General features: G+C 61.9%; 17 protein-coding genes. 2 read left to right on the top strand and 15 right to left on the bottom strand.

The window, feature by feature from the left end; all coding sequences use genetic code 11:
- The coding region (locus VFL62_RS15415) for an SDR family NAD(P)-dependent oxidoreductase (protein ID WP_325173246.1) at window positions 1-394 on the top strand (394 nt) is incomplete at its 5' end.
- Window positions 395-445: 51 nt separating this feature from the next.
- A complete protein-coding gene (locus tag VFL62_RS15410; protein WP_325173245.1) occupies window positions 446-1,585 on the top strand; it encodes a hypothetical protein in 1,140 nt (379 codons plus the stop codon).
- Between the two features lie 4 nt (window positions 1,586-1,589).
- Here VFL62_RS15410 and VFL62_RS15405 read toward each other — a convergent pair whose 3' ends face one another.
- From VFL62_RS15405 to VFL62_RS15335, 15 genes are all read right to left on the bottom strand, one after another.
- Window positions 1,590-2,849, bottom strand: coding sequence for a TCR/Tet family MFS transporter (locus tag VFL62_RS15405; RefSeq protein ID WP_325173244.1), 1,260 nt, complete (start codon window positions 2,847-2,849; stop codon window positions 1,590-1,592).
- Complete coding sequence (gene der / locus VFL62_RS15400; RefSeq protein ID WP_325173243.1) at window positions 2,846-4,225, bottom strand: ribosome biogenesis GTPase Der; 1,380 nt, start codon at window positions 4,223-4,225, stop codon at window positions 2,846-2,848. The genes VFL62_RS15405 and der overlap by 4 nt, the downstream gene beginning before the upstream one ends.
- Window positions 4,226-4,306: 81 nt before the next feature.
- Window positions 4,307-4,840, bottom strand: a complete 534-nt coding sequence (locus VFL62_RS15395; protein ID WP_325173242.1) for a hypothetical protein — start codon at window positions 4,838-4,840, stop codon at window positions 4,307-4,309.
- Window positions 4,841-4,871: 31 nt separating this feature from the next.
- The gene (locus VFL62_RS15390; RefSeq protein WP_325173241.1) at window positions 4,872-5,525 is read right to left on the bottom strand and encodes a tetratricopeptide repeat protein; all 654 of its coding nucleotides are present in this window, start codon (window positions 5,523-5,525) and stop codon (window positions 4,872-4,874) included.
- 180 nt (window positions 5,526-5,705) lie between these two features.
- Window positions 5,706-6,530: a 3-methyl-2-oxobutanoate hydroxymethyltransferase gene (gene panB / locus VFL62_RS15385; protein WP_325173240.1), complete on the bottom strand. Its 825-nt coding sequence runs from the start codon at window positions 6,528-6,530 to the stop codon at window positions 5,706-5,708.
- 3 nt (window positions 6,531-6,533) lie between these two features.
- A complete protein-coding gene (locus VFL62_RS15380) occupies window positions 6,534-7,136 on the bottom strand; it encodes an NnrU family protein (RefSeq protein WP_325173248.1) in 603 nt (200 codons plus the stop codon).
- A 120-nt stretch (window positions 7,137-7,256) separates the two neighbouring features.
- Entirely contained in the window at window positions 7,257-7,868 is a 612-nt protein-coding gene (locus tag VFL62_RS15375) for a hypothetical protein (protein WP_325173239.1), read from the bottom strand.
- Between the two features lie 113 nt (window positions 7,869-7,981).
- A complete protein-coding gene (locus VFL62_RS15370) occupies window positions 7,982-9,601 on the bottom strand; it encodes a peptide chain release factor 3 (RefSeq protein ID WP_325173238.1) in 1,620 nt (539 codons plus the stop codon).
- A 95-nt stretch (window positions 9,602-9,696) separates the two neighbouring features.
- On the bottom strand, window positions 9,697-10,701 hold the full coding sequence (locus VFL62_RS15365) for an inorganic phosphate transporter (RefSeq protein WP_325173237.1): 1,005 nt from the start codon (window positions 10,699-10,701) through the stop codon (window positions 9,697-9,699).
- A 15-nt stretch (window positions 10,702-10,716) separates the two neighbouring features.
- Window positions 10,717-11,361, bottom strand: a complete 645-nt coding sequence (locus VFL62_RS15360; protein ID WP_325173247.1) for a DUF47 domain-containing protein — start codon at window positions 11,359-11,361, stop codon at window positions 10,717-10,719.
- A 154-nt stretch (window positions 11,362-11,515) separates the two neighbouring features.
- Window positions 11,516-12,484 (bottom strand): branched-chain amino acid ABC transporter permease, encoded by a 969-nt coding sequence (locus VFL62_RS15355; RefSeq protein WP_325173236.1) that lies wholly within the window; start codon window positions 12,482-12,484, stop codon window positions 11,516-11,518.
- 168 nt (window positions 12,485-12,652) lie between these two features.
- The gene (locus VFL62_RS15350; protein ID WP_325173235.1) at window positions 12,653-13,516 is read right to left on the bottom strand and encodes a branched-chain amino acid ABC transporter permease; all 864 of its coding nucleotides are present in this window, start codon (window positions 13,514-13,516) and stop codon (window positions 12,653-12,655) included.
- 76 nt (window positions 13,517-13,592) lie between these two features.
- Window positions 13,593-14,816 (bottom strand): ABC transporter substrate-binding protein, encoded by a 1,224-nt coding sequence (locus tag VFL62_RS15345; RefSeq protein WP_325173234.1) that lies wholly within the window; start codon window positions 14,814-14,816, stop codon window positions 13,593-13,595.
- 31 nt (window positions 14,817-14,847) lie between these two features.
- Window positions 14,848-15,597 (bottom strand): ABC transporter ATP-binding protein, encoded by a 750-nt coding sequence (locus tag VFL62_RS15340; RefSeq protein WP_325173233.1) that lies wholly within the window; start codon window positions 15,595-15,597, stop codon window positions 14,848-14,850.
- Window positions 15,590-16,345, bottom strand: coding sequence for an ABC transporter ATP-binding protein (locus tag VFL62_RS15335; protein WP_325173232.1), 756 nt, complete (start codon window positions 16,343-16,345; stop codon window positions 15,590-15,592). Before VFL62_RS15335 ends, VFL62_RS15340 begins: the two co-directional genes overlap by 8 nt.
- Between the last annotated feature and the right edge of the window lie 141 nt (window positions 16,346-16,486).

The following is a 16,486-nucleotide window of genomic DNA, read 5'->3' as shown; positions in this document are numbered from 1 at the left end:
CCTGACGGCCAATTTTCAATTGATCCGGTGCATGGAGCCGCTTTTGAAGAAGTCCGACGCCGGCCGCGCGGTTTTCATCACCTCGGGGGCCGCCAACAAGGCGACCGGCTATCTCGGGCCCTATGCGGCCTCCAAGGCCGCGCTGGAAACGCTGGCGCGGGTCTGGGCCCATGAGACGGCCTCGACGCCGCTCCGGGTCAATCTGTTCAACCCCGGCCCGATCCGCACCCGCATGCGCGCAGCGGTTTTCCCCGGCGAAGACCCGATGACCCTCGACACGCCGGAACAGGCGGCCGAATTGATCGTCCCGATGTGCCTGCCGTCATGGGATGAGAGCGGCAAGTTCTACGACTATCCGACACGGACCCTGATGAGCTTTCATCCGCCTGCATGAGGTCCCGAGCAGGGGCGGCCGCCGCTGGGCCAAGGAGCGATGGAGGTTGCGATGATGCCACGCCTGCCCCGTTTGGTACGCGCGCTCCTCTGGGGCGCGGTCGCCAGCAGCACCATCGCCATATTGACGCTTGGCACAGCCTCGCCGCTGCGTGCCGGCGAAATTCCAACCTTCGCCGTGGATGCGGCCTGGCCGAAGCCGCTGCCCAACAACTGGATTCTCGGGCAGGTCGGCGGCATCACAGTCGATTCCCAGGGACACATCTGGATCATCCATCGCCCTCGATCGCTCACTGACGATGAAAAGGGCGCGGTGCTGACGCCGCCGCGCTCAAAATGCTGCGTTCCGGCGCCGCCCGTGCTGGAATTCGACGACGAGGGCAATCTGCTGCGCGCGTGGGGCGGTCCGGGAGAGGGCTACCAATGGGTCGGGCGTGAGCACGGCATCGAAGTCGATGAGCGCGGGTTTGTCTGGATCGGCGGCAATGCCGAAAATGACAACGCCATCCTGAAGTTCACGCTCGACGGCAAATTCGTGATGCAGATCGGCTCGATTGCGCCGAGCAAGGGCAGCAATGACACCACCCAGCTCGGCAAGCCTGCCGAGACCGCGATCGACAAGGACGCAAACGAGATTTATGTCGCCGACGGATACGGCAATCACCGCGTCATCGTGTTTGATGCCACCACCGGCGCCTACAAACGGCACTGGGGCGCCTACGGCAACGTGCCCAGCGACGACCGGCAATCGGCCTACGATCCTAAGGCGCCGGTTTCGCAGCAATTCGCCAACCCCGTGCATTGCGTGAAGATTGCCAATGACGGCCTCGTCTATGTCTGCGACCGCATCAACAACCGGATTCAGGTGTTCCGAAAGGATGGCAGCTTCGTCAAGGAGTGGTTCTTCGAAAAGAACACGCTCGGCAACGGCGCGGTATGGGACATCGCGATCTGGCCGGACCCAACGCAGAGCTATCTGCTCAGTGCGGACGGAGAGAACAACGAGATCCGCATCGTCACCCGCTCGGATGGCACGGTGGTCGGCCGTTTTGGACGAAGCGGCCGCAATGCCGGCCAGTTTCACTGGGTCCATGCTATGGCGGTCGATGCCAAGGGTAATGTCTATACAGCCGAGGTCGACAATGCCAAGCGCGTCCAGAAATTCAAATTGACCTCGGACGCACTTCGATAACAACTCACTTGGGATCGCTGCGGCTGCCGGCGAGCGTCACGGCTGCGATTGCGCACGCGAGCAGAACCAGCGCACAGGCCAGAAAGAATGGCGCACCTTCGAGCTTGATCGGCGCGCTGTCACCAATGAAGTAGGCGAATGTCAGCGTAAACAGGAAGGGGCCTAAGAGCTGGGATATTGCCTGCACGCTCGAAGTTGCCCCCTGCAGCCGGCCCTGTTGGTCGGGTGCGACCTGGCTTGTCATGAACGATTGGATCGCCGCACCCGAAACACCCCATAGCGACATCACCGGAATGCCAAGCCATGACAGCGGCCCGGTCGGGGCCGCGGCAAAGATGAAGAATCCAGCCGCGCCGCAGAGCAATCCGAGTAAAAGCGCGCGCTTCTCGCCGAACAAGCGAATGATCGGTCCGATGCCGGCGCCCTGCACCAACATGGCGCAAATGCCGACCATCGCCAGCGTCAGACCGACAGTCTTGGAATCCCAGCCATAGCGATAGGTCGCGTAGAGCACGAACGTCGATGGCAAGACCACATGTGCGAGCTGCGCGAAGAAGTTCGACACCGACAGGCCGGCGAGGATGCGGTCGGAACGCAGCAGATGCAATGCGCCAACCGGATTGGCGCTTTTCCAGAGGAACGATGACCGACGGTCACGCGGCAGCGACTCCGGCAGGATCAAGAGACCGTAGAGCGCATTGGCAAAACTCAAGCCGGCTGCGACCCAGAACGGCAGCCGTGGATCGGCATCGCCAAGCAGGCCGCCGATCGCGGGACCTAGAATGAATCCGGCGCCGAAGGCGGCACCGACCTTGCCAAACACCGCGGCGCGCTTTTCAGCAGGCGTGACATCGGAAATGTACGCAAAGGCCGTCGAGATGCTGGCCGACGTAATGCCCGAAATGACGCGGCCGACGAACAGCCAGATCAATGATGGCGCCAGCGCCATCAGCACATAGTCGAGCGCCAGCCCGAAATTCGACAACAGCACCACCGGTCGGCGGCCAAAGCGGTCGGACAACGAGCCAAGCAGGGGCGAGAAGAAGAATTGCATTAGCGCCCAGGCGGTTCCGAACACGCCGAAGATGCGCGCCGCTCGTGCGGTGTCGTTGTCGACGAAGCTTTCGACCAGTTTCGGCAGGATCGGCATGATCAGACCGAGCGCCAGCATGTCGAGCAGGATCGTGACGAAGATGAAGGCGACCGCGGCGCCCCGCGCCGGCGATGTTGCGAGCGGCGGATCGACGGCGCTGGTCTCGCTCATGAGGGACGCTTTCGCTTGTGCGCGAAAGGATTGGCCTTCTCACGGAGCGCAATCCGCATCGGCGTGCCCGGCAGGCCGAACTCCTCGCGCATCGAATTCACCAGGTAGCGCAAGTACGACTGCGGCACGGCGTCGGCGCGCGAACAGAACAGCACAAAGCTGGGCGGCCGCGCCTTCGCCTGCGTGATGTAATTCAGCTTCAGCCGGCGGCCGGAGACCGCAGGCGGCGGGTTGGCGTTCACCGCCTGCTCGAACCAGCGATTGAGCGCTGCCGTCGGCACCCGCCGGTTCCACACCTCGTAGGCGTCTTCGATCGCACGCATCAGCCGGTCAATGCCCTCGCCCATCAGGCCCGATACCGCAACCAGCGGCGCGCCCTTGACCTGCGGCAGCCAGTGATCGGCCTCGCTACGCAGGGCCGAGATCGCGCCCGGCTTGGCCTCCGTCAGGTCCCATTTGTTGACGGCGATCACGAGCGCCCGGCCCTCGCGCTCGATCAGGTCGGCGATGCGCAAGTCCTGCTCCTCGAACTTGTTCTGTACGTCCGTCATCAGCACCACCACTTCGGCAAAACGAATCGCGCGAAGCGCATCGGCAACTGACAGCTTTTCGAGCTTCTCTTCGATCCGCGAACGCCGCCGCAGTCCGGCGGTGTCGAACACGCGAAATTCGCGATCGTTCCAGGTGATCTCCACCGCGATGGAGTCACGGGTGGTGCCGGCCTCCGCGCTGGTCAGTAGCCGCTCCTCACCAAGCAGGCGGTTGATCAGCGTCGATTTTCCGGCATTGGGACGGCCGACCACGGCGACCCGGATCGGCCGCCGGGTCATGTCCGCTTCGCCGTCGACAATCTCCTCATCGCCCGCGGCTTCGTCCTCGGCTTCCGGCATGACCGCGCGCAGCGCCTCGTAGAGATCGCCCATACCCTCGCCATGCTCGGCCGAAATCATGATCGGTTCGCCCAGGCCGAGCGCATAGGATTCCATCGCGCCGATCTCGCCGTGCTTGCCTTCGCTCTTGTTGGCGAGAAGGATAACGGGCTTATTGGCGCGGCGCGCATAGTCGGCGAAGGTGCGGTCGTTTGGCGTCAATCCGGCGCGCGCGTCGATCACGAACATCAAAGCGTCCGCCAGGCCGATCGCGGTTTCCGTCTGCTCCTGCATCCGCGCCGTGAGCGAACCTCTGGCACCTTCGTCGAGCCCGGCCGTATCGATGACGGTAAAGCGGAGATCGCCGAGCCGTGCCTCGCCCTCACGCCGGTCCCGCGTCACGCCCGGCGCATCGTCGACCAACGCAAGTTTCTGTCCGACCAGACGGTTGAACAGCGTCGACTTCCCGACATTGGGCCGGCCGATAATGGCAATCGTAAAGGACATCAGAGATCCGGAACGCGCGGGAAAAACACGAGCCCCCAGCCATCAACCGGACAGGTCCTGGCCGAGCCGTCGCATCAAGCGTTAGCGCGTAAACGTACCGCCCGGAAGTGGCGCCGGGAACGGCGCGGCTGATTGTTGCGTGGGCTGCGCCGGGGGTGCGGCCGATTGTGCATCGGCGGGCTGGTCGGCCGGCGGGGCTGTCGTGCGCTGGCGCACGATTTTCTTCTTCGGCGCAGGCGGCGCGGCCGCTGTGGTGTCTTCTTCGGGCGGGGCGGAAGGATCGGTGCTGGCTGTCGCCGCCGCAGGCTGCTTGCTCTTCCTGGCCGTCTTTTTCGGCTTCTCAGGAGGCGGCGGCGGCGCTTCCGCCTGCTGCGCGTTCTGATCGACCTCCTGCTGCGAGGCGCCCTTGTAGAGCGACTTCGGGACGCCCTGTTCAAGGCCGGGTACGCCCTCCGGGAATACCGGCTTGCGGTCGCCTTGGAGCTTCTTCTTGGTATCGATCCAGTCGAGCCAATCCATCGGATCGAAGCTGTTCACGCTGCTCGAGCAGCCGGCAATCGCGGCCGAGAGCGCGACGAGAACGAAAGCGGCGATCAGACGTTGCAGGCGAGGCATGGTCGATTTCTCGTTCAACGTTTTACCGTCGTCAGCTCTTGGCAACCGGTGGAAGCAACGCTTGCAACGCTTCGGCACGCTGGCGAAGGGCAGAGGGCGTCTCGCCGTCGCCGGCGATCATATCGAGCCATTGCCGGGCGGCGGTCGTGTCGTTGGCGCGCCAGGCCGACAAGGCCAGCAATTCGCGCGCGGTATGGCGGAATGTCGCGTCCGGCTTGGTGGCAGCCTCAAGCCGCTGCAGCATGTTGGGATAGCTGTCGGTGTCCACGAGCAGCCCGGCGGCACGGACGCGCGCCAGCTCTTGCAGCTCAGCGCCGATGCTGCGGTCCGCGGCAAGCTCGTCGTACATTTTCGCGCCCGCCTTCGGGTCACGCGCCGCAGCTTCGCCGGCAGCGCGCAGACGCGCCAGTATGCGATAGCCTGACGGTGCCGTGGTCGCGATTTTGTCGAAGGCCGCTTCCGCCTCGGCGTTCTTGTTCTGATCGGCAAGTTCGATTGCGGCTTCGAACGCAGCGCTGGCTTCGGCCGCCTTCTGGGCTTCCAGATACTGATAGCCGCGCCAGGCGCCGACGGCGGCGACGATCAGGACGGCGGCCGCGATGATATAGAGCGAGTACTTGTCCCAGAGCTTCTTGAGTTGCTCCCGGCGCACTTCCTCGTCAACTTCATCAAATAGTTCAGACACTTAAAAGTACCCCATCCCGGCCTCAAACGCCTGGAACCCCAGGGCGCGATTCATCTGCCCCTTCGATGGCGGTCGCGTTAGCCTAGTGATATGGCGGTGGCAAGGCAAAGTGAGCCCTGTCAAAGCGTTAACGGCGGCGCCTGAGGGGTTATCCACCTCCGCCACGGGCGAGCCGTGTGCTTACGCCTTTGCCTTCATTCCGTAAACATGTTCCGGACCCGGGAAAGCCCGGGAGCGGACATCGGCCGCATAGCCCTGGATAGCCGCCTCGATCATCGGACCGAGGTTGCCATAGCGGCGGACGAATTTCGGGGCCCGCGGCGACAGTCCGAGCATGTCCTCCAGCACCAGCACCTGACCATCGCAGGCAGCACTGGCGCCAATACCAATGGTCGGAATGTCGATCTCTTTCGTGATCTTGCACGCCAAGGGCTCGGCCACCGCCTCAACCACGACCGAAAAGGCACCGGCCTGCGCCACAGCAGTCGCGTCGTTCTCGATTGGCGCCCAGCTCGCCTCCTCGCGTCCCTGGGCACGGAACGAGCCCAGCGTATTGATCGACTGCGGCGTCAGGCCGATGTGGCCCATCACCGGTATGCCGCGTTCGACCAGAAACGCGATCGTTTCCGCCATCCGCGCGCCACCCTCGAGCTTGATCGCGCCGCAATGGGTCTCCTTCAAGATCCTGACCGCCGAATGAAAGGCTTGTTCCTTCGAGGCCTCGTACGAGCCAAATGGCATGTCGACGACAACGAGCGCGTGCTGCGAGCCCCGCATCACGGCGCGACCCTGCAAGATCATCATATCGAGCGTCACCGGCACGGTGGTTTCAAAGCCGTGCATCACGTTACCGAGGGAGTCGCCGACCAGGATGACGTCACAATAGCGGTCGACGAGAGCCGCCGTGTGGGCGTGATATGACGTCAGCATCACGATCGGTTCGCCATTCTTGCGCGCGCGGATATCGGGAGCCGTTTTGCGCTTGATCGCTGCCTGAACCGACATGTTTTAAACTCCTACGACCGGAACGCCGATCACGACCGGATGGAACGCGAAGGCAAGTGCGAGATAGACGACAATTCCAATGGCGACCGCAATCGCATCGTTGCCCCAGCCGCCGACCGGAATCGGTGGACCACCGGGGTCAGCGCGGCGTTTGAGCGAGATGCGATCGAATACTGCCCACCCCAGGAACGAACCGAACAGGATGATCGAGCCGAGATCGCCATTGACGAGCAGATGCGCTGCCGCCCAGAGCTTGACGCTCGCCAGCATCGGATGCTTGAGGGCCGTGTAGATGTGTCCGCGCAGATAGGATGCCACGAACAGGATCACCGCCGGCAACATCAGAGCGACCGTGACGTGCTTAAGAATGCGCAGCGTTTTCGGGGAAACCAATCCTTCCCAGACGTCGATCATTCCGGCTGCGCGGTAGTGCCCGAAGCCCCAGGCGATCAGCGCAATCCCGAGTACGGAGACGAGTGCGTAAACGAGCTTATAACTGCCTTCGCCCATCGCCGAGACAAGACGGCCGCGCAAGTCGCGGTGGGCCGGCAACATGTGGATGCCGAGAAACAGGGCAAGGCCCAGGATCATCACCGCCAGTCCCATCACGTCCCCTCCGCGTTAAACCCATGCGGGGCTACCGGGTACACGTTCGCAAGCCGCACAGCAATGCAGGAGATGGCGAGTCGAGCGCCCGGCGGCAAGGCAGGCCAGACTCAATGGCCGCTAGGGCGTGGCGTCCGGCTTCCCGATATCGCGGTTGTCGACATAGCGGATTGCGATCGGCCGCCCCGCCAAAGCCCCGCCGAGATTGCCGGTGAACTTGAGTGGCACGCAGGCGTCGATGGAGTCGTTGATGGCCTTGAAATAGGTGTTGCGGACCTCGGCGGGCGTGCCCGCGGTGGCAAACGTCAGGCGCGGCGGACCAATCAAGTCGCCCGACCGCTTGAAGCTGAAACGCACGGTCATCTGCATCCCCTCTTTCGCCGAGTCCGGCTGCGGCGGCGTCCAGCAGGAACGCAAGGCGGCAAAGAGGTCGCCGATATTGTCCAGATCATGATCCGGCTTTTGGTACTTCGACGCGTCTTCACTGGACGGCTTGCTCTCGACCGTCAGTTGCAGGTTCTCGCCATAGGGATAATCGATTTCGGGAATGCAGGGACCACGGCTGAATACACTGCAAAAATACGGCGTGCACGGATGATGGGACAGCACGCTGCACGGCTCATGCGAAAATGGGATCGGATTGGCACGGTGCCCACGCCTGGCATCGGCGCTTCCTGCAGAGGCCAAGCCTAGAGCGACAACGACGAAACAGATGGCAATGCGACCAAGCATGCGTTGCGTCCCGGAGTCATAACCCCGGCATAATGTAACGCCAAATCGCGGGTAATGGTCAGCATTGTCGGTAGCAAGCTATTCACATCCTCGCGCGTGATCCGGCTCAAGCGCTAGGCCTTCTTTTTCACGTCCTTGACGCTCGCGAAGGTGATACCTTCGGCACGTTCCTTGGTGTAGCCGAGATAGAATTCGTTCTTGGCAAGGAATACCGGGTCGCCGTCGACGTCGTCGGCAACACCCGAACCGTTGGCAGCGATGAACGCGTCGAGCTTCTTGCGGTCGTCGGAGGAAATCCAGCGCGCCAACTGGAATTCGGAAACTTCGAATTCGACCGGCAGCGAATATTCCGCATCGAGCCGCGCCTTGAGCACATCGAGTTGCAGCGGCCCGACCACGCCGACCAGCGCCGGCGCGCCGTCACGCGGCCGGAACACCTGCACGACGCCCTCCTCCGACATCTGCTGCAAGGCTTCCTTGAGCTTCTTGGCCTTCATTGCGTCGGTCAGCCGCACCCGGCGTACGATTTCCGGCGCAAAGCTCGGCACGCCGACAAAGATGATGTCCTCGCCTTCGGTCAAGGTGTCGCCGATGCGCAAGGAGCCGTGATTGGGAATGCCGACGACGTCGCCTGCGAAAGCTTCGTCCGCCACCGAGCGGTCCTGGGCAAAGAAGAATTGCGGGCTCGACAGCGGCATGGTCTTGCCAGTGCGCACGAGCTTGGCCTTCATGCCCCGCGTCAACTTACCCGAGCACAGTCGCGCAAATGCGATGCGGTCGCGGTGGTTGGGGTCCATATTGGCCTGGATCTTGAAGACGAACGCGCTCATGCGCGGCTCAGCCGCATCGATCTTGCGCAGATTGCTTTCCTGCGCCCGCGGGGGCGGCGCAAAGCGGCCAAGCCCTTCCAGCAGATCGCCGACGCCAAAGTTGCGCAGCGCGCTGCCGAAGTAGACCGGCGTCAGATGTCCCTCCCGAAACGCCTCGAGTTCGAACGGCTTACAGGCTTCCGAAACCAGCTCGAGTTCTTCCTTGACGCCGGCGACGTCGAGATTGGCGTTGAGGCCGGCAAGTTCGGCAATATCGATCTGCTGTGCCGCGCCGGTCTTGGCGCCGCCGCCTTCCAGAAGGCGGACGCCGCCGGTCGCGATGTCGTACGTTCCCAGAAAATCGCGGCCGCGGCCGACCGGCCAGGTCATTGGCGTGGTGTCGAGCGCCAGCGTCTTTTCGATTTCGTCGAGCAGTTCGAACGTGTCGCGGCTCTCGCGGTCCATCTTGTTGATGAAGGTGATGATGGGGATGTCGCGAAGACGGCAGACCTCGAACAGCTTGCGGGTGCGTGCTTCGATACCCTTGGCGGCGTCGATCACCATGACCGCGGAATCAACCGCCGTCAGCGTGCGATAGGTGTCTTCGGAAAAATCTTCATGGCCCGGCGTATCGAGCAAGTTGAAAACGAGGCCGTCGAACTCGAACGTCATCACCGAGGTGACCACGGAAATCCCGCGCTCACGTTCGATTTTCATCCAGTCGGAACGGGTATTGCGACGTTCGCCCTTGGCCTTGACCTGCCCGGCCAGATTGATCGCGCCCCCGAACAGCAGCAGTTTTTCCGTCAGCGTGGTCTTGCCGGCGTCAGGATGCGAAATGATCGCAAAGGTGCGCCGTCGCGCCACCTCGCTCGCAAGCGGCGACGAGGGCGAAGAATCAGCGCTAAGGGCAAGATCGGACATGGGCGAAGCGTTTGGCAGGGAAACCGAGCTGGATCAAGGGATGGCCAGCGCTCCATATAGGCAATGCGCCAACGCTTCCAACCGACCTCGTCCGCCTACCTCAACAATATTACCAGCCCGTAGGCCGCGGCGGCGATGCCCGCGGCGGCCGGAATGGTAATCACCCAGGCATAGACGATCGAACTCGCCACATTCCAGCGCACCGCGGAAACGCGCCGTGCGGCCCCGACCCCCACGATAGCCCCCGTTATGGTGTGTGTGGTGGAGACCGGAACCCCCAGAAAGGTCGCCAGGAACAAGGTCGCCGCCCCGCCGGTCTCGGCGCAAAATCCCTGCATCGGCGTTAGCTTGGTGATCCTCAGGCCCATGGTCCGGACGATCCGCCACCCCCCCATCAGCGTGCCGAGCGCCATCGCCATCTGGCAGGCAATCACCACCCAGAACGGCACGTGAAACTCCGAACCCAGCTTGCCTTGCGAGAACAACAGGACCGCAATGATGCCCATGGTCTTTTGCGCATCGTTGCCGCCGTGACCGAGCGAATAGAGCGAGGCGGAGATGAACTGCAGGATCCGAAACGCGCGGTCAACCGCGAACGGGGTCGAACGAACCGACGCCCATGACACGATCACGACCAGCACGAGCGCAAGGAGGAATCCGACCAGCGGCGACAACACGATCGCGAGCAACGTCTTGGTCAGTCCGCTCCACACCGCCGCCGAAATTCCGGCCTTGGCCATGCCCGCTCCGACCAGACCGCCGATCAGCGCGTGCGAACTCGAGGACGGAATGCCCAAAGCCCAGGTGATCAAATTCCATACGATGGCACCGACCAGCGCCGCGAAGATCACGGACACATCGATAATACTGGGCTCGATGATGCCGGTACCGATGGTCTGGGCCACGTTCAATCCAAAGACCATGAACGCGACGAAATTGAAAAATGCCGCCCAGAACACCGCGTATTGCGGCCGCAAGACCCGGGTCGAGACGATCGTTGCAATCGAATTGGCGGCGTCGTGCAGTCCGTTGAGAAAGTCGAACAGCAGCGCAACGGCGATCAGTCCGACCAGAACGGGGAATCCAAGCGCGGCGTCCACTTCGCTAACCCTGCCCTAGACCTGTTCAATCACAATGCTGCTGATCTCGTTCGCCACGTCGTCGAACCGGTCGGCTACCTTCTCGAGGTGATCATAGATTTCGACGCCGACGATGAAATCCATCGCATTAGCTTCGCGATGTTTCAGAAAGAGTTCTTTCAATCCGATGTCGTGAAGATCGTCGACCCGCCCCTCCAGCTTCGTGAGTTCCTCGGTAATGGTGGTCAGCAGCGCCACGTTACTGCCGATCGACTGCAACAGCGGCAATGCCCGGCCGACCAGTTCGGCGCACTGGACAAGAAGCGTTCCGATCTCCCGCATCGGCGGCTCGAAGCTTCGAACCTCGAACAGCATGACCGCTTTCGCCGTTTGCTGCATCTGGTCGATGGCGTCGTCCATCGAGGTGATCAGGTTCTTGATGTCGCCGCGGTCAAACGGCGTAATGAACGTGCGCCGCACGGCGGTCAACACCTCGCGGGTGACATTGTCGGCGTCGTTCTCGAACTGGTTGACCCGTTGGCAGTAAACCGGCGTTTCCTCACCGCCCTGAAGCATGCCCTGCAGCGCGAGAGCGCCCTCGCGCACGGCCTGGGAGTGTTTGGCAAAGAGCTCGAAAAAACGCTCCTCCTTGGGCAGGAAGGCGCGAAACCAACGCATCAACATGGCTAAGTCCAGATCGCAGACAGGCCGGGATAGCCCGTCACATATCTGTCATAAATCAATTTGGACAAGATGGCATGTCGCACAGCCGGCGGAATCGGCGCTCATCCACGGCTTTATCGGCCAAAAGATCGCGGACAAACCCCCGCCTCCTCTAGAGCGAACGGCGGAAAAAATGCGCGATTTCGCCGACAATGCCGCGGCGGAACGTCAGCACGCAAGCCACGAAAATCGAGCCTTGGATCACCGTCACCCAGGAACCAAAGCCGGCAAGATATTGCTGCGTGGCAACGATGATGACAGCGCCAATCACCGGGCCGTACACCGTGCCGAGGCCGCCGACCAGCGTCATCAGCACAATTTCGCCAGACATGCCGACCTCGACATCGGACAGCGAGGCGTTCTGGACAACGAACACCTTCAATGCGCCAGCCAGTCCGGCCAGCGTTCCGGACAGGATGAAAGCCAACAACTTGTACTGGTCGGTCTTGTAACCCAGCGAGATCGCGCGCTGCTCGTTCTCGCGGATCGATTTCAGCACCTCGCCAAACGGCGAATTGATGGCGCGAAAGATGATAAGGAAGCCGAGCAGGAAGCCGGCGACGATGACGTAATAAAGCACGGTCGGCTTGGACAGGTCGAGGATTCCGAGCAGATAGCCCTGCGGGATGCCTTGGATGCCGTCTTCACCATGCGTGAACGGCGCCTGCAGATAGATGAAGTACATCAGCTGCGAAAGCGCCAGCGTGATCATCGCGAAATAGATGCCCTGGCGGCGGATCGCGACGAGGCCAGTGATTGCGCCGAGGGCGGCTGCACCGGCCGTACCAACCAGCAAGCCGAGCTCGGGCGGGAAACCCCACACCTTGACGGCGTGGGCGGTCACGTAGCCGCCTGTGCCTAAGAACATCGCGTGTCCGAACGACAGCAACCCGCCATAGCCGATCAGCAGATTGAATGCGCAGGCAAGCAGCGCGAAACACAAGGCCTGCATCACGAAGAAGGGATAGAGTCCTGTCAGCGGCACCAGTAGAAGCAGCACGGTCAGGATCGCAAACGCGATCATCTCGTCGCGGATCGCGCGCGGGGTTACCGGTATGGTGTCATCCGTCATTGCCGTCATAGCTAGCGCCCACTTTCCGAAGTTCGTCTTCCCTCGCAGCGCCCACTCTCCACGAACTTCGGAAAGTTATGGGCGCTAGCAAGAAATTTCGGCTCTAGTGCCGTTCTTCTATTTGAAGTTCCTGATCGGATTCGCCGCTTGCAGTGCAGGAACTTCAAATAGACGGCACTAGGCCGCCCGTCCCGTCAATCCCGTCGGTTTCACCAGCAGCACCAGCACCATCAGAACGAACACGACGGTGTTGGAGGCCTCCGGGTAGAAATATTTCGTCAGACCCTCGATCAGGCCGAGCGCAAAGCCGGTAATGATCGACCCCATGATCGATCCCATGCCGCCGATCACGACCACCGCAAACACCACGATGATGATGTTCTCACCCATCAGCGGCCGGACCTGGTTGATCGGCGCCGACAACACGCCGGCGAGCGCTGCCAGACCGACGCCGAGGCCATAGGTCAGCGTGATCATGCGCGGCACGTTGATGCCGAAGGCGCGCACCAGCGTCGGATTCTCGGTCGCCGCGCGCAGATATGCGCCAAGCCGCGTCCGCTCGATCAGGTACCAGGTCGCCAGGCAAACGATCAGCGAGAACACCACGACCCAGCCGCGATAGATCGGGAGGAACATGAAACCGAGATTCATGCCGCCCTTCAACTCATCGGGAATGGCGTAAGGCAAACCGGACGAGCCGAAATAGTTCTGGAAGACGCCCTGAATGATCAGCGCGAGGCCAAAGGTCAGGAGCAGGCCGTAGAGATGATCGAGGCCGGACAGCCATTGCAGCATGGTCCGCTCCAGGATCATGCCGAAAATGCCGACCGCAATCGGCGCGAGCAGCAGCGCCCACCAATATCCGATACCCCAGAGATTCAGCAGGAAATAGGCGCAGAACGCGCCCATCATATATAGCGCGCCATGCGCAAAGTTGATGATGTTGAGCATGCCGAAGATCACGGCAAGCCCGAGGCTCAGCAGGGCGTAAAACGAGCCGTTGATCAATCCAACGAGGAGCTGGGCATAGAGAGCTTGCATATCGGTCGATCTTTCAACTCATGCTGCCGCGGAAACGAGGCGGCCCCGCGGTCGCGAGGCCACCTGAATTGCTCGCCTACTTCTTCAGGAGCGCACACTTGCTTTCGGCAAGCGGCGTGAACGCCTGATCGGCCGGAACCGTGCCGACCAGCTTGTAGAAATCCCATGGTGCCTTGGACTCCGACGGCTTCTTGACCTCGAACAGATAGGCCGGGTGAATGGCACGGCCATTCGGCTGAACCTCGCCCTTGCCGAACAGAGGATCGTCGGTCGGCATCGACTTCATCTTTTCCACGACCTTGACGCCGTCATGCGGATTACCGCCGAGCGCCTCGAGCGCCTTGAAGTAATGCATCAGGCCCGCATAGACGCCGGCCTGCACCATGGTCGGAGGCGCGCCGTTCTTCATCCGCGCGGCGAACTTCTTGGAGAACTCACGGGTCTTGTCGTTCATGTCCCAGTAGAACGTCTCGGTGAAGTTCAGCCCCTGCGCGGTTTCAAGTCCGATCGCCTTGACGTCGGTGATGAACAGCAGCAGCGCTGCGAGCTTCTGACCGCCCTTGACGATGCCGAACTCGGCCGCCTGCTTGATGGTGTTGGTGGTGTCGCCGCCGGCATTGGCAAGGCCGATGACCTTCGCCTTCGAAGCCTGGGCTTGCAGCAGGAACGACGAGAAATCCGCGGTGTTCAGCGGATGCTTGACCCCGCCGAGCACCTTGCCGCCGTTGGCGAGGATCACCGCCGTGGTGTCGCGCTCCAGCGCCGCACCGAACGCATAGTCCGCGGTGAGGAAGAACCAGGTATCGCCGCCCGCCTTTACCAGCGCCTGCCCCGTGCCATGAGCAAGCGTGTAGGTGTCGTAGGTCCAGTGCACGGTGTTGGGCGAGCACTGCGCATTGGTGAGGTCCGAAGTCGCCGCGCCGGAGTTGATAAAGACGCCGTTCTTTTCCTTGACGACATTATTGACCGCGAGCGCGACGCCGGAATTCGGCACGTCGACGATGACGTCGACCTTTTCGACATCGAACCACTGCCGCGCGATCGCGGTGCCAATATCGGGCTTGTTCTGATGGTCGCCCGAGATCACGTCGATCTTCCAACCCTTGGCTGTCAGGCCTGAATCCTCGATCGCCATCTGGGCGGCAAGCGTCGAGCCAGGACCGCCGAGGTCGGCATACAGGCCGGATTGATCGGACAGCGCGCCGACCTTCACGGTCTTATCCTGGGCACAGGCGAATCCTGTGGCGGCGAGACCGATGGCGGTGCTGAGCAACAGGCTGACGAAAATTTTGTTCTTCATTGGCAGTCCCTCTGACGATCAGCGTTGCTTTTCAGACGCCGAGATAGGTGTGAAGCTTGTCCATATTGGCTTGCAACTCCGCATTGGCGAAGCCGTCGATGATCTTGCCGTGTTCGACGATGTAGTAGCGATCGGCGACGGTCGCGGCGAAACGGAAGTTCTGCTCGACGAGCAGGATGGTAAAGCCCTCGCTCTTGAGGCGCTTGATGGTCTGGCCGATCTGCTGGATGATGACGGGCGCAAGTCCTTCGGTCGGCTCATCGAGCATCAAAAAGCGTGCGCCGGTACGCAGGATGCGCCCGATCGCCAGCATCTGCTGCTCGCCACCCGACAATTTGGTGCCCTGGCTGCTCAGTCGTTCCTTGAGATTGGGAAACAGACCGAAGATCTGATCGAGCGACAGTCCGCCGCTGCGGACCGTCGGCGGCAGCAGCAGGTTTTCGCGAACGTCGAGGCTTGCGAAAATTCCGCGCTCCTCGGGACAAAACGCGATGCCGGAACGCGCAATCCTGTCGGACGAGGCGCGGATGATTTCCTTGCCGTCGAAGCGGACGGAGCCGGTGCGCTTGCCGATGATACCCATCACCGACTTCAGCGTGGTGGTCTTGCCCGCGCCGTTGCGGCCGAGCAGCGTCACCACCTCTCCGGCATTCACCTCGAAATTGATGCCGTGCAGGATGTGGGATTCGCCGTACCAGGCTTCGAGGTTCTGTACCGCCAGAATCGGCGCGGCGGAGGACGACCGCGCTGCGGCGGCTTCGGCCATTTTGACATCAACCATGGCCGGCCCCCAAATAGGCTTCCTTCACGCGCTCGTCCTTCGAGAGTTCGGCATAGTTGCCTTCCGCCAGCACATGTCCGCGCGTCAACACGGTAATGATGTCCGACAGATTGGCGACCACGGACAGGTTATGTTCGACCATCAAGATCGTGTACTTCGCAGAAATGCGCTTGATCAGCGCGGCGATCTTGTCGATGTCCTCGTGGCCCATCCCCGCCATCGGCTCATCGAGCAGCATCATCTCGGGATCGAGCGCGAGCGTCGTTGCGATTTCCAGCGCGCGCTTGCGGCCGTAGGGCATCTCGACCGCAGGCGTATTGGCAAACTCGCTCAAGCCGACATCGTTCAATAGTTCGAGCGCGCGGGCATTGAAGCGGTCGAGCACGGTCTTGGAACGCCAGAAATCAAAGGAATGGCCGTGCTGTCGTTGCAGGGCGACGCGTACGTTTTCCAGCGCCGTCAGATGCGGAAACACCGCCGAAATCTGAAAGGAACGAACGAGGCCGAGCCGGGCGACGTCGGCCGGCGCCATCGCCGTGATGTCCTGCCCCTTGTAAAGGATCTGACCCGCCGAAGGCTTCAGAAACTTGGTGAGCAGATTGAAGCAAGTCGTTTTGCCGGCACCGTTCGGGCCGATCAACGCATGAATACTGCCACGCCGTATCTTGAGGGAAACGTCGCGTACGGCAAAGAAACCCGCGAATTCCTTGGTCAATCCGTGGGTTTCGAGAATGAATTCATCAGCCAATCAATTTCCCCCGTCGGCCATCGCCGCGAACGCGGTCGTCGCGGCTGGCCGATTTCCTGTTTGTCCCGCGGTTCTGCAGAGAGCCTTGAACTCAAGCGTCCTGAACTTCCGTCCCGGATTTCGCCTCGGATCCGCCGCCTC

The sequence above is a fragment of the Bradyrhizobium sp. genome (assembly GCF_035701725.1).
Taxonomy (GTDB): domain Bacteria; phylum Pseudomonadota; class Alphaproteobacteria; order Rhizobiales; family Xanthobacteraceae; genus Bradyrhizobium.
Note: the sequence above shows the minus strand (reverse complement) of the source record. Positions and strands in the feature narration are given on the sequence as shown.

Coding starts and splice junctions, on each gene's coding strand:
- VFL62_RS15405 (WP_325173244.1), bottom strand. CDS start 2,849: ATGAGCGAGACCAGCGCCGTCGATCCGCCGCTCGCAACATCGCCGGCG.
- VFL62_RS15370 (WP_325173238.1), bottom strand. CDS start 9,601: ATGTCCGATCTTGCCCTTAGCGCTGATTCTTCGCCCTCGTCGCCGCTT.
- VFL62_RS15355 (WP_325173236.1), bottom strand. CDS start 12,484: ATGACGGCAATGACGGATGACACCATACCGGTAACCCCGCGCGCGATC.
- VFL62_RS15395 (WP_325173242.1), bottom strand. CDS start 4,840: ATGCCTCGCCTGCAACGTCTGATCGCCGCTTTCGTTCTCGTCGCGCTC.
- VFL62_RS15350 (WP_325173235.1), bottom strand. CDS start 13,516: ATGCAAGCTCTCTATGCCCAGCTCCTCGTTGGATTGATCAACGGCTCG.
- VFL62_RS15410 (WP_325173245.1), top strand. CDS start 446: ATGATGCCACGCCTGCCCCGTTTGGTACGCGCGCTCCTCTGGGGCGCG.
- VFL62_RS15380 (WP_325173248.1), bottom strand. CDS start 7,136: ATGGGACTGGCGGTGATGATCCTGGGCCTTGCCCTGTTTCTCGGCATC.
- VFL62_RS15340 (WP_325173233.1), bottom strand. CDS start 15,597: ATGGTTGATGTCAAAATGGCCGAAGCCGCCGCAGCGCGGTCGTCCTCC.
- der (WP_325173243.1), bottom strand. CDS start 4,225: ATGTCCTTTACGATTGCCATTATCGGCCGGCCCAATGTCGGGAAGTCG.
- VFL62_RS15375 (WP_325173239.1), bottom strand. CDS start 7,868: ATGCTTGGTCGCATTGCCATCTGTTTCGTCGTTGTCGCTCTAGGCTTG.
- panB (WP_325173240.1), bottom strand. CDS start 6,530: ATGTCGGTTCAGGCAGCGATCAAGCGCAAAACGGCTCCCGATATCCGC.
- VFL62_RS15345 (WP_325173234.1), bottom strand. CDS start 14,816: ATGAAGAACAAAATTTTCGTCAGCCTGTTGCTCAGCACCGCCATCGGT.